Below are 17555 nucleotides of genomic sequence, written 5' to 3' on the forward strand. Positions count from 1 at the left end.
GTCATGGGCAAATTACAGTCTGAATTTATCAATAAATTGCTTCAATTGGCGGAAAGCACGTTCATAATCCGCTTCACTCCCCCCGTAGGGGTCGATGACATCTTCCACGGTGCCTTCGGAAAATTCGCTGATCATACGCACATCCGAACTTGGGAACTGATCCTTCACCGCCCTCTTGTGGGCTTTGGTCATCACCAGCAGGAGTGCTTCTTCTGTATCTTCCCCCATCAGCTGTCGTGGCGATGATGGCTCTTCCAGGCCCTCCCGTTCAATTATCCTCTTCGAGAGGGGACTGATGCCATCTGCGAAGACCATAAGCCCCCTCGATTCGAAAGCGGTCCCTTCATTACAGAACTGAGTTTTGGCATAGCTTTCAGCCAAAGGGCTGCGACAGGTATTGCCTGTACACACAAAAATGATCTTCATTTCGGATCTTCCCTTATTATCTCATTTCCAGTGGCCTTATAGATCCGGTTCATCACTGCTTCAGTCGCTTCACTCTTCGGGAAACCATGGATATAGATCAGATCGACATCCGATTTATCCATCTTCCTCAGGGCGGCATATAGATTGCGCCCCGCTTCCCGGTAATCATCCTCACCTGAGCACAGGCTGATGAAGTATGCGTGTTCCGGCACATGGCCCCGGACGGCTTCCGGAGCGATGACCCCGATCTTCTGTCCCTCCTCGACCCTCAGATGCGTATTGCTCCTGAGGCCGCCTTCGATGACGGCCATGGGTTGGCGCGGCGCATAATGTTTATACTTCATCCCTGGGGCGATCGGCTTTTCTGCCGATCCCTCGTGTTTGCTGACGGTCTCTTTCAAGACGTTTTCCAGTGCCCCTTTGGTGATGCTTCCGGGTCTTGCGATGCGGTAGGGGAATTGGGTGCAGTCAAGCACCGTGCTCTCCAGTCCGTAGGTGGCAGGATCGCTTGCAACAACGCCATACACCTTGCCATTCAGATCGTCGATGACATGACTGTAGTGTGTAGGTGAAGGTTTGCCGCTCAGGTTCGCACTGGGGGCGGCAAGGGGGAAGCCGACTTTTTCAAGTATGGCATGCCCTACGGGGTGGCTCGGCATCCTGACCGCAACCGAATCAAGTTCCGCTACAGTATTGCTGGCGAGCATGTTCCCCTTCAGCGGCAGGATGAACGAAATCGGACCGGGCCAGAAATGCTTCATCAAGGTGCGCACCTTCATGTCCAACGGCTCAGTGAAGTCTTCAAGCTGATCCATGCTGTATATATGTACAATGAGCGGATTGTCACCCGGCCGATTTTTCGCTGCGAATATTTTATGTATCGCTTCCGGATTCCTTGCATCACCTGCCAGACCATAGACGGTTTCGGTCGGTATGCCGATCACCTCCCCATATTCCAGCGCTGTCCTGATCTCTTTCATCTTTTCCTCGGTAGTCCGATCCTTCAGCTGTTCCGTCCTGATTTCCCAGATTTTTGTATCCATGCTAGACCTCCCATCTGAAATAGAGTATTCTGTCATTCCCATTCATATCCTTCTTCACCCGTGGCTCCACTTTCGGCCAGCGGGCCGTAACATGGTCCGACAGGATTCCGGCCTGCCTCCAGCCGATTTCAAAATAGACCATCCCTCCCGGATGCAGTACATCCTCCAGTTGATCTATCATGCTCTTATACAGGCCGAGCCCTCCATCTTCCGCAAAAAGCGCCAGCGCGGGCTCATGGTTGATGACAGAGGCCCCCATGTCATCCACTTCATTATAGCCAATATAGGGTGGATTTGAAATCACACAGTCCACTTTCATGCTTTCCGCCATCAATGGCTCAAATAAACTCCCCTGCATGATTTTGGGGGTGACCCCAAGGGTGCGTGCATTTTCTCTTGTGATTTCGAGTGCCGCCCCGGAGACATCGGTAAGTATGACTTCATTATCATGCCATGCAGCCGCCAGCGTCAATCCGATGACTCCGGTGCCGCACCCGATGTCCACAACTTTCCTGCCATCATCCTGTTCCAGCGCCAGCACAAGCTCCACGAGCTCTTCCGTCTCATTACGGGGTATCAGCGTTTCTTTCGACACTTTGAACTTTTCGCCATAGAACCATGCTGAACCCACGACATACTGGTATGGCTCCCCATCTATGATGCGTCCCAGCGCCTCACTATACCGCTCATAGTCGGATGGAGGCACCTCACGGTCGCCATCCATGAGGAAATCCACCGTCCCCATGCCGAAGAGGTCTTCGAGCAGGAGCATCGCCGGCCGTGTTTCTCCTCCGGATACGCTCAAAGAGGCTTTCGCCTCTTTGATCATCTCCCTGTAGCTATAGGGATGCATTATTCAATTCTTCCAGTTTGCTCGTCTGTTCTTCGATCGTCAGGGCATCGATGATTTCATCTAGTTTCCCTTCTATGATCTGATCGAGCTTCTGGATCGTCAGGCCGATCCTGTGATCTGTCACACGGTTCTGCGGATAGTTGTATGTCCGGATCCTCTCGGAACGGTCCCCTGTCCCGACAGCACTCTTCCGCTTCTCTGCATATTCAGCCTCGGCCTCTTGCAGCATCATGTCGTAGACACGCGCTTTCAGCACCTTCATGGCCCGCTCTCGGTTCTTGATCTGTGACTTCTCGTCCTGGGAAGTGACCACCGTGCCTGTCGGCAGGTGGGTGATGCGCACTGCAGAATCCGTCGTATTGACGTGCTGTCCGCCGGCACCGCTTGAACGGTAGGTGTCTATCTTGAGGTCTTCGTTGCGGATCTCCACCTCCACATCCTCCACTTCCGGCAGTACTGCGACTGTAGCGGTGGATGTATGGATCCTGCCGCCGGATTCCGTTTCCGGCACACGCTGTACACGATGCGCCCCATTTTCAAATTTGAGCTTGGAGTAGGCGCCATTCCCCTGTATCAGGAAACTGATTTCCTTGTATCCTCCATGATCATTGGCATTCGCTTCAACGATTTCCGTCTTCCACCCGTTCTCTTCGGCGTAGCGCGAGTACATGCGGAACAGGTTTCCTGCAAAAATCTGGGCTTCATCGCCACCTGCTGCCCCGCGTATCTCCATTATGACGTTCTTGTCGTCATTTGGATCTTTTGGAATGAGGAGAAGCTTCAACTGGCTTTCGAGTCCTGGAATCGCCTTTTCGGATTCGGAAATCTCCTCTTTGAGCATCTCGAGCATTTCCTTGTCATCTGTTTCATTCATCATCATGCGGGACTCTTCGATCGTTTCCTTCTTCTGTTTATACTCCCTGTAGACTTCCACTGTTTTCTGGAGGTCGCTCTGCTCCTTCGAGTATTCCCTGAGCTTGTCCGAATCACTGACAACGTCGGGGTCGCTCAGCATTTCATTGAGTTGTTCATATCTGTTTTCAATTATTTCGAGTTGATCAAACATGTAATTTTCACCTTTTCGTCTCTTTAATCTCGTCAATTATATCATATTTGGACACAAAAAAACTGTACTGGAATGTAACTCCAGTACAGTTGTATAGTCTTATTCGTTTGCGCTTTTAAAACCGAATTTTTTGTTGAATTTTTCAACACGGCCATCTGCAGAAGCGAATTTCTGGCGTCCAGTGTAGAATGGGTGGCATTCAGAACATACTTCCACTTTGATGTCTTCACTGTTTACTGAACCAGTTTCGAATTCGTTGCCGCATGAGCACACAACGTTTACTTTGTTGTATTCCGGATGAATTGCTTGTTTCATTATTTCCAGCTCCTTTGCCCTGAACCATCTGGCACAGAGTTTATTAGTGGGATCCCACTTCAATACTTACATATTATACAAGGTTTCCCCAAAGAAATCAAGGGGAACGGATCAATCAGATTACAGGACGGCCTGTGGATTGGGAAGAAAGCATCCTCTCCCTCAATACATCAAAGAACTCCTCGTTCGTCTTGGTCTGCTTGAGTATCTTCAGGAAGCGTTCCGTAAAGTCGGGTGCATCGGTGAAGAGATTCCGGAGCTGCCACAGCACATCGAGTTCCGCCTTATCGAGAAGGAGCTCCTCTTTTCTTGTGCTCGACCGCCTGATGTCAATTGCCGGATAGATTCTCCGTTCACTTAAGCTGCGGTCGAGATGCAGTTCCATATTCCCGGTACCCTTGAATTCCTCATAGATGACGTCATCCATGCGGCTGCCCGTTTCAACCAGCGCCGTGGAAAGGATGGTCAGGCTGCCGCCCGCCTCTATATTCCTGGCGGCGCCGAAGAAGTGTTTCGGCCTGTGCAGGCTTGCCGGGTCCAGTCCGCCCGAAAGCGTCCGCCCGCTCGGTGGGATGACAAGGTTATAGGCACGGGCCAGTCTGGTGATCGAATCCATCAGTACGATGACATCTTCCCCCATCTCGACGAGACGCTTCGTCCGCTCGAGCAGCAGTTCAGCGACCTTGACGTGGTGCTCCGGCGGTTCGTCGAAAGTCGAATGCACGACTTCCGCATCCTCCACGGAACGCTCCAGGTCAGTCACCTCTTCGGGGCGTTCCCCGATCAGAAGGATGAAGAGCTTTGTCTCCGGGTGGTTCTTGGTAATCGCATTTGCGATCTCCTTCAGCAGGGATGTCTTGCCCGCTTTTGGCGGCGCAACGATCATGCCCCGCTGACCGAAGCCTATCGGGGTGACAAGATCCATGATGCGTGTAGAGAGGTCGGTCGGCTTGTTTTCCAGCCTGATGCGCTCCTCGGGATAGAGGGGGGTCAACGCCTGGAAGTGGGGCCTCTTCCTGATATGTTCGGCATTGTGGTCATTGATGAAGTCCACCTGCAGCAGGCCGTAGTACTTCTCATTCTCTTTGGGGCGCCGGACCTTTCCAGTGACCTTGTCCCCCTTCTTCAGTTCAAACCTTCTTATCTGGGAAGCGGAAATGTATATATCCTTCTCCCCCTTCGAGAAGTTGACGGTCCGGAGGAATCCATAGCCATCCGGCTGTATGTCATCGAGGACCCCTTCCATGTAGTAGTTGCCGTCCTTTTCCATCTCGGCTTCCATTATGGCAAGGACAAGCTCCTTTTTATTTAGGCGGCTGTAGTTGGAGAGCCCCAACTCTTTCGCACGCACAGTCAGTTCCTTTGTATTGTTCTTCTTATATAATGCATCGAAGGATTCATACTTCAACCCTGTGGATTCTCTTTCAGCCATATATTCACTTCACTTTCATGTATTGGGTTCTGCTCTTTCAGGAGGGGATGATTGGAGAGGAGGATTTTAGCCATTCCATATTCTACACCATTGTTTTATAAAAGGAAAGATGACGATCCAGGACGCATACACCTCATTAAAACAGCAAACTCGGACTGCCAGGCAGTCCGAGTTTGCTTCATCCATCAGTCTTCCTCGACTTTCTCACGCCAGATTTCTGCGCCCAGATCATCGAGTTTCTTGACGATATCCGTATATCCACGGTCGATATGGTTGACATTGTGTATGGTCGTTATACCTTCTGCCGTCAAGCCGGAGATCAGCAGACAGGCGCCCGCTCTCAGGTCGCTTGCATAGACATGCGTACCTTTAAGCTGGGACGGGAAGATGAGTGCCGAACCACTGGCCTGTTCGATTTTCGCGTCCATCCTCACCAGTTCATCCACATGTCTGAAACGGGCTGGGTAGATGGTTTCGGTGATCTTGCTCACACCGTCAGCCATGAACAGTAAAGGCGTCAGCGGCTGCTGCAGGTCTGTAGCGAACCCGGGATAAACCTGGGTCTTCACGGAAATCGGCTTATATACATCAGGCTTTGTGATCGTAGCAAAATCATCTCCGATTTCAATCTCCACACCAAGTTCCTCAAGTTTTGCAGTGAGTGATTCCATATGGGTCGGAATGATGTTGCGGACCGTGAATTTGTCGCCCACAGCCGCTCCGGTAATCATGTAGGTGCCCGCTTCAATGCGGTCGGGGATGATGTTGTGTGTAGTGCCATGCAGCTTTTCGACACCATTGATCTTAATGGTATCTGTACCGGCACCACGGATATCTGCGCCCATATTGTTCAGTAGGGAAGCGACATCCACTACTTCAGGCTCCTTGGCCACATTCTCGAGTATGGTCTTCCCTTCGGCGCAGCTTGCTGCAATCATGAGGTTGATGGTGGCACCTACGGAAACGACATCAAAGAAGATCTTGGCACCTTTCAGCTTATCCGCCACCAGGTACATCGCGCCATGTTCATTGGTCACCTTCGCACCCAGGGATTCGAACCCTTTGATATGCTGATCTATTGGGCGGGGGCCGAGTGGACATCCACCCGGCAGGCCGATGACACATTTCTTGAAGCGTGCCAGCATGGCGCCCATCATATAATAGGATGCACGGAGCGACTGTACTTTCGTGTTCGGAAGCGGCATGTTCTCTGCATCTTCCGCATTGATTTCAAGCGTCGTGCCGTCGAGTTCAGTTTCTATGTTCAAGTCATTCAGAAGGCTCATCAATGTTTTGACATCGGAAATCTCCGGAAGGCCTTCCAATACGACCTTCCCTTCTGAAGCCATCAATGATGCAGGTATGAGTGCCACTGCACTATTTTTGGCCCCGCTGATTTCAACTTCACCAGACAGCATTCTGCCGCCCCGCACTTTAATTACTTCTTTACCCATAATTCTTCTCCTTATATGGCGGACCGCCTATTGGTCCTTTATACTGTTCCAGTCTTCGAGGAACTTGTCGATGCCTTTATCCGTCAAAGGATGCTGCGTCAATTTCTTCAGAACTTTATACGGAATCGTCGCAATGTCCGCACCTGCCATCGCCGACCCATGGATATGGGACTCGTTCCTGATGGAGGCTGCTATGATCTCCGTGTCGATGCCATGCACAGTGAAGATATGCTTGATGTCTGCGATAAGGTCGAGGCCTGTCAATCCGATATCATCCAGTCTTCCGATGAACGGGGACACATAGGTCGCTCCGGCCCGTGCTGCGGTAAGGGCCTGGACAGTATTGAACACAAGGGTGACATTCGTCTTGATGCCTTCACCGGATAACACTTTAACAGCCTTCATGCCCTCCTCCGTCATTGGAATCTTGACGATGATGTGTTCGTGGAGCTTGGCGAGTTCCCTGCCTTCTTCGATCATGCCATCCGCTTCAAGGGAGATGACCTCCCCGCTGACCGGACCGCCTACAAGTTCACATATTTCCACAAGCCGGTCGTGGAATGAAATGCCTTTTTCCTTTGCAACAAGGGAAGGGTTCGTGGTTACACCTGCAAGCACACCCCACTCATTTATTTCTCTTATTTCGTCCATATTCGCTGTATCAATAAAATATTTCATGAATCGATCGCACCTCCGTCTGGGTTATTGTTTCATTATAGGGTAATCACCTTGTAATCGGCAATGGTAATATATACTATCAAACTTTATACATTTTTCGTGGATAAATCAAACAAAAGCCACCCCGGCCGGGATGGCTTCATCATGCTAGGCTCTGTTGGAAGTGCCAAATTCCTTGATTTTACCCTGAACTGTTTCTTTGATCGCTTCCCTTGCAGGGCCGAGGTATTTTCGTGGATCGTAGACATCAGCATCATTGGCAAGCACTTCCCTTACCCGCTTCGCAGACGCTATCTGACTTTCGGTGTTCACATTGATTTTGGCTGTACCGAGGGAAATCGCCTTCTGGATATCCTTTGTCGGAATGCCCGTGCCGCCATGGAGTACCAATGGAATATCCGACTGGTTGCCGATCTCCTCCATTTCCTTGAAGCCGAGGTTCGGCTCGCCCTTATAGGGACCGTGTACGGAACCAAGTGCCGGTGCAAGGCAGTCGATGCCTGTGCGCTCCACCAGTTCGCGGCATTCTTCCGGGTCGGCATAGATGACGCCATCCGCAATTACATCATCTTCCTGTCCTCCGACCACGCCGAGCTCCGCTTCAACAGAAACGCCTCTCTCATGTGCATACTCGACCACTCTTCTCGTCGTTGCGATGTTGTCTTCGAAAGGCCCGTGGGAAGCATCGATCATGACCGAAGTGAATCCCGCCCCGATAGCCTCTATGCACTTTTCGTAGCTTGAGCCGTGGTCCAGATGGATCGCCACAGGTACTGTAATGTTCATGTCGGACATGAGGCCTTCTATCATTTTGACCACAGTCTTCATGCCGCTCATGTATTTCGCAGCGCCTTCCGAAACGCCCAGGATGACTGGTGCATTCTCTTCTTCTGATGCCATGAGGATCGCTTGGGCGAATTCCATGTTGTTCACATTGTATTGTCCGACCGCGTATCCTTCTTTTCTTGCTTTGTTGAGCATTTCCGTCATTGATACTAAAGGCATTATAAGTTTCCTCCTAAAAGTTCGTTCCTTTACGTGATTATAGCAAAAACATTTAATTCGGGCCAATGTTTTGGTAACATTGCATTACCATCAAGCCGAATGGAGAGATCATATGGATAAAATACTGCAGACGCAATTGACAAACATCTACAATCATATAAACGCGCAGGAAGAGGAGATAGAAATGGCCGCACGCCTCCTCGCCCAGGCAGTGGGCAGCGAAGGTGAAATCCACCTGCAGACCTTCCATGACTTCAGGGGAATTGAACCCTTCCTGCTGACCGGTTCCCTCGCCCTTCCAAAAACAAGATCCTTCGATTCACCGGAAGCAGTGGATGCGCCCGACCGTGTGCTTGTCCTCGCCAACCAGTTCGATGAAGAGGTCAAGTCATCCATTACAGCGCTTCAGGATGCCGGGAAGGAATTTGTATTGGTCTCCAACTACAATAAGCATGAAGCTGAATTGATCGACCACCTTCACCATTATATCGATTTGTCATCCCCGCGTCCCCTCATTCCGACGCCGAATTTCGACAAAATTGTTAACCCTTATATCTCTGCATTCCTATACTTCTATGATCATCTGTTTGTCCTTGTCGATGAAATGACGAATGAGGCATATTGAACTCCCTATTGGCGAGCAGCCTCAGCCCATTCAGTATGACAAGGATTGTACTGCCTTCATGACCGATGACACCAAGCGGCAGATTGATCAGCTGAAAGAAATTGGAAGCGATCAGCACGAGTATGACTGCAATTGAAAAGGTCAGGTTCTGTTTGATTACGCCGTCAAGCCGTGAAGAAAGGCGCATCATTTCCGGCAGCCTTGAAAGCTGCTCCTTCATAAGGACGATGTCTGCCGTTTCGAGCGCTATCCCGGTGCCTTTCCCCATTGCCACGCCGATATCCGCCTGCTTGATGCCCGGAGCGTCATTGACACCATCCCCGACCATCATGACCACACCCTTCTCCTTATAGGCATTGATATGATGCACCTTGTCTTCAGGACTCTGGTTTCCGATCGCCTTTTTGAGTCCGATCGATTTTGCAACAGAGTCGGCTGCCTTCGGGTTGTCCCCGGATACCATGACCGTCTCCTTGCCCATTTCATTGAGCTTCCTGATGACCTCCGCTGCTTCCGGCCGCTCGACATCCTTCAATGCGATGAGCGCCTTTTTGACCCCATCTTCAATATATACGGTGACCGTATGCCCCGTGTCGAGGAGTTCGGATTTGAAAGGTTCCATGAAATCATCTGCCTCTGCCTTGACCACCTGGACAAGACGGCCGCCAACACGCCCTTCGACCCCGCGCCCGACCACATCATGGACCTCCTCTGCCTCAAGCCCTTCCTGCTTCGCATCTTCAAAATGTCCGCTGATCCTCACAGCCAATGGGTGGTTGCTTAACCGTTCCAAAGCGTACACATTTGCTGCGATCCTTCTGCGGTCCTCACCTTCCTGCACTTCAAAATGTGTGATGACAGGCTCCCCTTTTGTAAGGGTCCCCGTCTTGTCGAAGAGGACGTAGTCCACATCGTCAAGCTGCTCCATGAATTTGCCACCTTTGACCAGCACTCCGTTTTTGGCACTTGTGGAAATGGCAGACAGCGTTGCAGGTGTGATGGATGCCACGACCGCGCACGGCGAAGCGACTACGAGCAGCACCATCGCCCGGTAGAACGTCTCATTCCAGCTCCAGCCGAAAATATAATGCGGCATGAACATCATGAAGGCAGTCGTGATGAGAACGATCCATACATACTTGTTTTCAAACCGGTCGATGAACTGTGCACGCTTGGAAGGCACACTTTCGCTCTCACGTACCATTTCAATCATCCTGTTGAAGATGGTTTCTTCATTATCGACCGTCATCCTCACCGACACGACCCCGCCTTCATTTATGGAACCAGTCAGCACGGTGTCATCCGCCTCTTTGGTGACGAGCGCAGACTCCCCCGTCAGCGACGCCTCATCCACTTCCGTCGCCCCTTCTGTGATGACGCCATCAATCGGGAAAACGTCGCCTCTGCGTACCATGACGACATCTCCGATAGTGAGGTCTTCAACATCGACAATTTCATATTCCCCGTCGGGGAGCTCCCTGCTGGCGACATTCGGCTTCATCTTGATGAGTGACTGCACTGCATCACGCGTCCTGCCCTCTGCATAAGCTTCAAGGGTACCGCTCACACTGAAGATGAAGATGAGGATGGCCCCCTCGAACCAATAGCCGATGATGGAAGCACCGGTCGCAGCAATGATCATCAGCAGTTCAACATTCAATTTCTTCTCATTTACGGTCTTTGTAATGCCTTCCCTCGCCTGGAACCAGCCACCGATGATGAAGGCCAGTACAAAGACTGCCGGATACCATGTGATATCAGTGAAGCGTTGAATGTAGAATCCCAGTCCAATCAGTATGCCCGAAATGACTGTAAAGTATAATTGGAGTTTCTTCATATCCTTCCCTCCCGCATCTTTCCTCACTTCCATTATACTTGGTTATCCGTCAATATATGAATAAAATTACAATTCCTTTTTGAAACTTCTGTGGATGATGACAATGATTATCGTTATGGATCGGCAACCCAAAAAAGGCCATCCGGGCACTAATTGCCCGGATGGCCTTTAAAATTTTATTTTACACATGCATTGATGAGACCCTGGAATAATGGATGTGGACGTGTAGGTCTGGACTGGAATTCCGGATGGAACTGTACAGCTACGAAATACGGATGGTCACGAAGCTCTATCATTTCAACCAGACGGCCATCCGGTGATGTACCGGAGAATACCATGCCTTCCGCTTCCAACTGCTCCTTGTAGCGGTTGTTGAACTCATAGCGGTGGCGGTGTCGTTCCTCTATGCTTGCTTTGCCATAGAGTTCGCGCGCGATTGTTCCTTCCTTGATTTCACAAGGGAAACTGCCCAGGCGGAGCGTGCCGCCAAGGTCGACCACATCTTTCTGGTCGGGCATCAGGTCGATGACCGGATGTGGCGTCTCTTCATCAAGCTCACTGGAGTGTGCCCCTGCAAGTCCCGCCACATTCCTTGCAAATTCGACAGTGGCGAGCTGCATGCCGAGACATATCCCAAGCAGCGGCACATTGTTCTGGCGGGCATATTGAAGCGCATAGATCTTGCCTTCCACTCCGCGTTCACCGAATCCGCCGGGCACGAGGATGCCATCCACTTCAGCAAGCTCCGCTTCATAGTTCTCCTCTGTGAGGTGTTCCGAGTTGATCCACTTGATGTCGATGTCAGCCTGCCGTTCATACCCTGCATGCCTCAAGGATTCCGCTACTGACAGATACGCATCCTGAAGGGTGACATATTTGCCGACCAGGCCGATTGTAATCTTTCTTTCAATGCTGTTCAGGTTCTGCAGCAGATGCTTCCATTCCTTGAGCTCCGCTTCCTTTTCGGACGTCAAGTTGAGACGGTCGATGACGAGGGAGTCCATGCGCTGCTCCTGGAGTCTGATGACGATATTATAGATCGTCTCCTCATCCCTTGCCTCGATGACGCTTTCCTTGTCGATATCGCAGAACAATGCAATCTTGTCCCTCAGATCCTCGCCCATCGCATGTTCTGAACGCACAACGATCATGTCGGGCTGGATGCCCAGTCCGCGCAGTTCCTTGACACTGTGCTGGGTCGGTTTGGTCTTCATCTCTCCAGCGGCTTTGATGTATGGCAGAAGTGTGCAGTGTATATACATGACATTTTCGCGACCAAGATCGCTTCTCAGCTGCCGTATGGATTCCAGGAAAGGCAGCGATTCTATATCCCCTGTCGTACCACCGATTTCAGTGATGACAATATCTGCGTTGGACTCTTCCCCTGCCTGGATCAGACGGGATTTGATTTCATTTGTGATATGCGGAATCACCTGGACCGTCCCGCCCAGATAGTCGCCGCGGCGTTCCTTCCTGATGACTTCAGAGTATACCTTCCCGGCTGTCACGTTCGAGTATTTGTGGAGATTGATGTCGATGAAACGTTCATAGTGTCCGAGGTCAAGATCCGTTTCCGCACCATCTTCGGTGACGAACACTTCCCCATGCTGATACGGACTCATCGTACCCGGGTCCACGTTCAAATATGGATCGAATTTCTGGATCGTAATCGAGAATCCCCGGTCCTTCAGCAGTCTTCCGAGTGACGCAGCTGTAATGCCCTTGCCAAGAGAGGAAACAACCCCGCCAGTCACAAAAATATATTTAGTCATTGCACTTCCTCCTGTGATTATAGAACTTGGTCGCCACCATGTCGGTGATGGCCGATTCGATGCGGTGATGCAGCAGGATGCAGTGATGCTTCCCGGCTGCAAATAAAAATGGCCCCCTTCCACACTTGGTGAAAAGGAGCCTTTCTTTACAATCCCTTTTTCAGGGAGCCCAATAAAAATAATATCACTTTTCTAATGAATGTCAACTGGAAGTTGCAGTCCTAGAGATCAGGTTTATCCTCGTAGCTGTCCTCAAGTTCGTCTGTATCGTCATATTCGACATTTTCACCGATGGTTTCGTCCACCGAGTCGTCGAGGTCATCTTCTGTTTCAACTTCAGCTCCGTTGATTGGGGTATCGAGATTCTCCACATCGGATTCTACAAGTTCCTTGTCCTGGTCGAATGCATCACTCACACTGTCATCCTCATCCTCTGCAATCTGCGGCTCCTCATCTTCTACAGCAAGCTCGATCTTATGGATTGTAGGGGCGATCTTGTCGGAAATGTCATCGATGGAATACCAGTCTCTCAGACCCCAGACACCATCTCCTGTACTCAGGAACCTGCCATCCGTATTGAGGTCAGTATAGAACTGCAGCACACGATTTTCGATTTCCTCATCGGAGTACCCACCGATTTCCTTGAACTTATCGATGATGTCATACAGGTTCGCCTCTTTGCCGGCATCCTGCAGATACATATATGACATTTCGATGAAGGAGTTTTCGTCCATCATCTCTTTGGAGTATTCGTCCAGTCTCATTTCATTCATCCTTTCCAGTCTGGAATATCAAGGGATATCATACAGCGAAAATCCGTATGAATCAAGCACTAATTAATAGTTTATATACTTCATGAACCTTTTCTTCCCGTCCACGTCTTCAAGCCTGACAAAGCCGACCCTTTCAAACAGGCGCGTCTTCCGTTCTGCATCATCCGTGTACACCATCAGCTGCCCCGCGTCCGGAAGCGCGCGCCTCAGGAATGTGCCAAGCTGCCTCAAGGCGCTGGATGCGACCCCGCGGTCCCGCTCCGCCTCCTCGACATGCAGATGGGAAATATGCAGCACTTCTCCATTGAGCACACCCTCGATATGACCGATCTGCTTTTTCTGGTTGAGCACGATGTCGACTTTGATGTCCGGGATGTCCACGGTCTCATCCAGCTTCAATTTGATGTTATGGACATACTTCTGATCAAGGTCCAGATAGTATAGGCGCTCCTTGCCGATCGGCCCGTCTTCCTTGGTGGCGGTGTGGGCAAAGCCGGCTCGCTCATACAAGTTCCAGGCACCCTGATTTTCTGCATCCACTACCAGGTACAGATGGTCGAAATTCGAGAAATGCTCCTGTACGAACAGCGGCAGGGACATCGCGACCCTGGTGCCGTACCCTCTGCCCTGGAACGCTTCATTGATCGAGAGCGAACGGATGTACACCACTTCATGGGGAGTCGCATACCCCTCATGCTGATAATGTTTATGAAGTACGAAAAAACCGACGGTTTCGCCTGTTTCGTTCAACACGACACAAGGTGTACGGTCAGAGTCTTCAATCGCATCATCGAGTACATCCACAGGAAGGCTTGAATATATCTGCTGCTGCTCACTCAGCCTGAAAGCAGCGAGACTCGGTCTGTCCTCTTCTATAAATGGCCGGATATGTATATCACTCATTAGCCTGAACTCCTTTTGACATGTATTATCGTTTTGTTATGATACATACTATACCCTTTCAAGTATAAAATAGTCAGCTTGATATTCAACACCTTTGCAGTGTTTAATATGATAAAGTTGGGGTAGATTAAATTACAATTTAATTCTAGGGGGAAAAATTTTGGACAACGACAATTTGGATAAGTCATCCAATAACAAAGGGGAAGAAAGGCAGAAGTCCATTCTGGGTCTCGTCTTCTGGGTCTCAGCTACTGTCATCGTAATTGCAGCACTCGTTGCAACAATCATCCCTGACCGGTTCTTGATCGCTTCGGAGTCGGTGTATGGATGGATTTCGGAATACTTCAGCTGGTTCTTCATGCTTGCTGTATTCGGTTTTGCTGTATTTCTAATTTTTCTTGCACTTTCACCTTACGGACGCATCAAGCTCGGTGGTGACCAATCGAAACCCGAGTTCTCATTCCGCTCATGGATCGGCATGCTGTTTTCTGCAGGCCTCGGTGTAGGTCTCGTATTCTTCGGTGTCGCGGAACCGATGAGCCACTTCATGATATCTCCATTTCCTGGAGGGGAGACGGAGACTGTCGAGGCTGCCCGTATGGCCATGGGCTATTCGTTCTTCCACTGGGGCATTTCCCAATGGTCGATATTCGGTGTCGCCGGTCTGGCCATCGGATACAACCAATACCGGAAGAAGAAGGATGGCCTGGTTTCAACATCCCTTGAGCCTCTTCTTGGAGAGAATTATAACCAGAAGGCGAGGAAGTCCATCGACATCCTTGCAGTCATCGCTACCGTAACCGGCATGGCGACATCTGTAGGTCTCGGCATCATGCAGATGGACGGCGGCCTCAATATTGCATTCGGCGTCCCTTCCGGCGCACTCACGCAAATCATACTTACAGCACTGATGACCGGGCTCTTCATCCTTTCCACTACAACAGGACTGAAGCGCGGCATCAAATGGCTGAGCAACCTGAACATGCTGCTTGCTGCAGTCATCACCATCTTCGTCATGGCTGTGGGACCGTTCACATTCATCATGGAAAGCATCATCGTCGGTCTTGGGGACTACCTTTCAAACTATGTTGGATACTCCCTGCGCATGCAGCCATATACCGGCGAAGTCTGGGTTCAGGAATGGACAGTATTCTACTGGGCATGGGTCATCGCATGGAGCCCATTCATCGGCTCATTTGTAGCCCGTGTATCCAAAGGACGTTCCATACGTGAATACGTAATGGGCATTCTGATCATCCCGCCGATGCTCTCCTTCCTATGGATTGGAGCCCTTGGGGGTACGGCAATCTATTCCGACCTCTTCAATGGCACCAACATCGGGGAACTCGTACTTGAGGATAATACAGCTGCCCTATTTGCACTGTTTGACCAGCTGCCGATGACGCAGATCTTCTCAGCACTCTCAATCCTGCTCATCTTCACATTCCTGGTCACATCAGCAGACTCGGCAACCTTCATCGTGGCCGGCATGACATCAGGCAACACGGACTCGCCAAGCACCAGACTTAAGATCATCTGGGGTGTACTCCTTGGAACACTTACAGTCACACTCATCATCGCCGGCGGTCTGACGAGCCTGCAGGCAGCATCACTGCTGGCTGGTCTGCCTTTTGGTGCCGTCCTCATAGCGATGATCATCTCCGTCTCGAAATCATTGAGGCGTGAACCGAATGATTCCATGAAACGCCGTCAGCGCAGAGATCGCAGAAAAGCTTAAAATTAAATATTACTAATAAAGAATGTCATTGGTATAATGGAGCCAATGACATTCTTTTTATGTGGAGGCAATTTATGAAAATTGGAATTGATGCAGGCGGTACGCTCATAAAAGTGGCATATTTGGAAAATGGGTCCAGGAAATTCGAAAAATGGCCATCTGTGGAAATCGATCAGCTGATTGGGAAACTGAAGAGGGAACATGCAGCCGACCAGATCTTCCTGACAGGCGGCAAGGCGGAATACATGGCCGAGAAGCTGGAAAACACTGCCGGCACCTCGATAGAGTTCGATGCTACATACCGGGGATTGAAGATCCTTATGGAGGAGCAGGGCATCGCCCTCGACCACTTCGTCTATTTGAATGTCGGAACCGGCACAAGTTTCCATTACGCTTCCCCGGACGGCCAGGAGCGCGTCGGAGGTTCAGGCGTCGGCGGCGGCACCCTGATAGGGCTGGCGAAACTGCTGGTCGATATGGATGACTACGAGGAGATCATACGCCTGGCCGAGAAGGGCAACAGGGATGAAATCGACCTCAAAGTGCACCATATCTATGCCGGCAGGCCGACGCCGATTCCGGGAGACCTTACAGCAAGCAATTTCGGCAATGTCCTCTCCGGGAACACCTCAGATATGGGTCCTGAAGATAAGCTTCAGGCGGTCATAGGTCTCGTCGGTGAAACTGTGACTGCAGTCGGCATCAGTCTGGCTGAAGGTTTTGAAACCAATGACATGGTGTTCATCGGCTCCACCCTGCTGGACAACAACGTCATGAAGGACATCATCAACCGCTATGCCGGCTTGAAGGGGGCGAAAGCCCACATCATCCATAACGGTGAGTATTCTGGAGCCCTCGGCGCAATTCTATAGCAGGTTGCGATAGACCAGGGCCACACCTTCCTGCCGTCTGACCGTCAATGGCAGGCCGAAGCATGCGGATAGCATTTCACTCGTCACTGAGGCTGACGGCACGGGGCCTTCGGCTCTGCCGTCCTTTACCAGTGTAATTGTATCTGCATATGTCAGGGCGAGTGAAGCATCATGCATACTCGCAACTATCACTTTGCCCTCCCCCTCCCTGCATATCCAATCCATCATTTCGTGCTGATAGTTCATATCAAGCCCCTGCTCCATCTCATCAAGCATGATTACCGGCTTATCCTCCAACGCGATCTGTGCACATTGGACCCTTTTGAATTCTCCACCGGAGAGGCTTTCTATCGAATGTCCAAGTAAACATTCCAGAGCAAAATGCATGACAGTTTCATCGAATACTCTTTTTGACACACTTCCGCTGGTCATCGTAAGATATTCGTGGACAAGTACCCTGAACCTCGGATTCTCCTGGGGAAGATAGCTGATGATGCCTTCCACCCTCTCCAAAGGTTCCCCCCGGAACTGTATGGACCTTTTACTGAGCGTTTCATGACCATATCCGATTATGCCCTTCATAAAAGAACTTTTCCCACCACCATTCGGCCCCAGAACGACATTCACTCCCTGCGGAAACTCGATCTCCTCGATTTCCAATCCAAATGTTTCATATGAAATTTGAAGTTGTTCAATCTTTAACATAAAAGTACCTCTACTAGTATTTTCTAAATGAGTCACTTATAATTATATACACAAATGT

Annotated in this window: 17 protein-coding genes; 3 read left to right on the forward strand and 14 right to left on the reverse strand. The window is 50.5% G+C overall.

The genetic code is table 11. From position 1 onward, the window contains the following. Positions 1-12 precede the first annotated feature (12 nt). From EDC33_RS07320 to EDC33_RS07360, 9 genes are all read right to left on the reverse strand, one after another. Positions 13-426, reverse strand: a complete 414-nt coding sequence (locus tag EDC33_RS07320) for an arsenate reductase/protein-tyrosine-phosphatase family protein (protein ID WP_094906388.1) — start codon at positions 424-426, stop codon at positions 13-15. Further along, a complete protein-coding gene (locus EDC33_RS07325) occupies positions 423-1469 on the reverse strand; it encodes an L-threonylcarbamoyladenylate synthase (RefSeq protein WP_124010683.1) in 1047 nt (348 codons plus the stop codon). The genes EDC33_RS07320 and EDC33_RS07325 overlap by 4 nt, the downstream gene beginning before the upstream one ends. Position 1470: 1 nt before the next feature. Next, positions 1471-2322, reverse strand: a complete 852-nt coding sequence (gene prmC, locus EDC33_RS07330) for a peptide chain release factor N(5)-glutamine methyltransferase (protein WP_124010684.1) — start codon at positions 2320-2322, stop codon at positions 1471-1473. Then, positions 2309-3388 carry a peptide chain release factor 1 gene (gene prfA / locus EDC33_RS07335; RefSeq protein WP_124010685.1) on the reverse strand — a complete coding sequence of 360 codons (1080 nt, stop codon included), beginning with the start codon at positions 3386-3388 and terminating at the stop codon, positions 2309-2311. The genes prmC and prfA overlap by 14 nt, the downstream gene beginning before the upstream one ends. Positions 3389-3487: 99 nt before the next feature. Continuing rightward, on the reverse strand, positions 3488-3703 hold the full coding sequence (rpmE, locus tag EDC33_RS07340) for a 50S ribosomal protein L31 (RefSeq protein WP_040105959.1): 216 nt from the start codon (positions 3701-3703) through the stop codon (positions 3488-3490). Between the two features lie 115 nt (positions 3704-3818). Then, on the reverse strand, positions 3819-5135 hold the full coding sequence (gene rho / locus EDC33_RS07345) for a transcription termination factor Rho (RefSeq protein ID WP_124010686.1): 1317 nt from the start codon (positions 5133-5135) through the stop codon (positions 3819-3821). A gap of 185 nt (positions 5136-5320) precedes the next feature. Next, positions 5321-6589 (reverse strand): UDP-N-acetylglucosamine 1-carboxyvinyltransferase, encoded by a 1269-nt coding sequence (murA, locus tag EDC33_RS07350; protein WP_124010687.1) that lies wholly within the window; start codon positions 6587-6589, stop codon positions 5321-5323. Positions 6590-6616: 27 nt separating this feature from the next. Then, positions 6617-7267, reverse strand: coding sequence for a fructose-6-phosphate aldolase (fsa, locus tag EDC33_RS07355; protein ID WP_094906382.1), 651 nt, complete (start codon positions 7265-7267; stop codon positions 6617-6619). 147 nt (positions 7268-7414) lie between these two features. Then, entirely contained in the window at positions 7415-8272 is an 858-nt protein-coding gene (locus EDC33_RS07360; protein WP_040105963.1) for a class II fructose-bisphosphate aldolase, read from the reverse strand. A 112-nt stretch (positions 8273-8384) separates the two neighbouring features. Here EDC33_RS07360 and EDC33_RS07365 point away from each other — a divergent pair, with 112 nt between their 5' ends. Further along, positions 8385-8897: a DUF2529 family protein gene (locus EDC33_RS07365; RefSeq protein WP_040105964.1), complete on the forward strand. Its 513-nt coding sequence runs from the start codon at positions 8385-8387 to the stop codon at positions 8895-8897. On the opposite strand, the gene EDC33_RS07370 is transcribed toward EDC33_RS07365, so the two are convergent. From EDC33_RS07370 to EDC33_RS07385, 4 genes are all read right to left on the reverse strand, one after another. After that, on the reverse strand, positions 8815-10734 hold the full coding sequence (locus EDC33_RS07370; protein ID WP_170156378.1) for a heavy metal translocating P-type ATPase: 1920 nt from the start codon (positions 10732-10734) through the stop codon (positions 8815-8817). The two genes, EDC33_RS07365 and EDC33_RS07370, sit on opposite strands and share 83 nt — an antisense overlap. Before the next feature lie 176 nt (positions 10735-10910). Further along, entirely contained in the window at positions 10911-12506 is a 1596-nt protein-coding gene (gene pyrG, locus EDC33_RS07375; protein ID WP_124010689.1) for a CTP synthase, read from the reverse strand. Positions 12507-12727: 221 nt separating this feature from the next. After that, entirely contained in the window at positions 12728-13270 is a 543-nt protein-coding gene (gene rpoE / locus EDC33_RS07380; protein WP_124010690.1) for a DNA-directed RNA polymerase subunit delta, read from the reverse strand. A 72-nt stretch (positions 13271-13342) separates the two neighbouring features. Then, positions 13343-14182: a GNAT family N-acetyltransferase gene (locus EDC33_RS07385; protein ID WP_094906376.1), complete on the reverse strand. Its 840-nt coding sequence runs from the start codon at positions 14180-14182 to the stop codon at positions 13343-13345. Positions 14183-14342: 160 nt separating this feature from the next. On the opposite strand from EDC33_RS07385, the gene EDC33_RS07390 reads away from it, so the two are divergent. Then, positions 14343-15920, forward strand: a complete 1578-nt coding sequence (locus EDC33_RS07390) for a BCCT family transporter (protein WP_124010691.1) — start codon at positions 14343-14345, stop codon at positions 15918-15920. A 74-nt stretch (positions 15921-15994) separates the two neighbouring features. Continuing rightward, the gene (gene coaW / locus EDC33_RS07395; protein WP_124010692.1) at positions 15995-16792 is read left to right on the forward strand and encodes a type II pantothenate kinase; all 798 of its coding nucleotides are present in this window, start codon (positions 15995-15997) and stop codon (positions 16790-16792) included. On the opposite strand, the gene EDC33_RS07400 is transcribed toward coaW, so the two are convergent. Then, the gene (locus EDC33_RS07400) at positions 16787-17497 is read right to left on the reverse strand and encodes an ATP-binding cassette domain-containing protein (RefSeq protein WP_124010693.1); all 711 of its coding nucleotides are present in this window, start codon (positions 17495-17497) and stop codon (positions 16787-16789) included. The genes coaW and EDC33_RS07400 overlap by 6 nt on opposite strands. Between the last annotated feature and the right edge of the window lie 58 nt (positions 17498-17555).

Origin of the sequence: Salinicoccus roseus (assembly GCF_003814515.1) — a bacterium.
GTDB lineage: Bacteria > Bacillota > Bacilli > Staphylococcales > Salinicoccaceae > Salinicoccus > Salinicoccus roseus.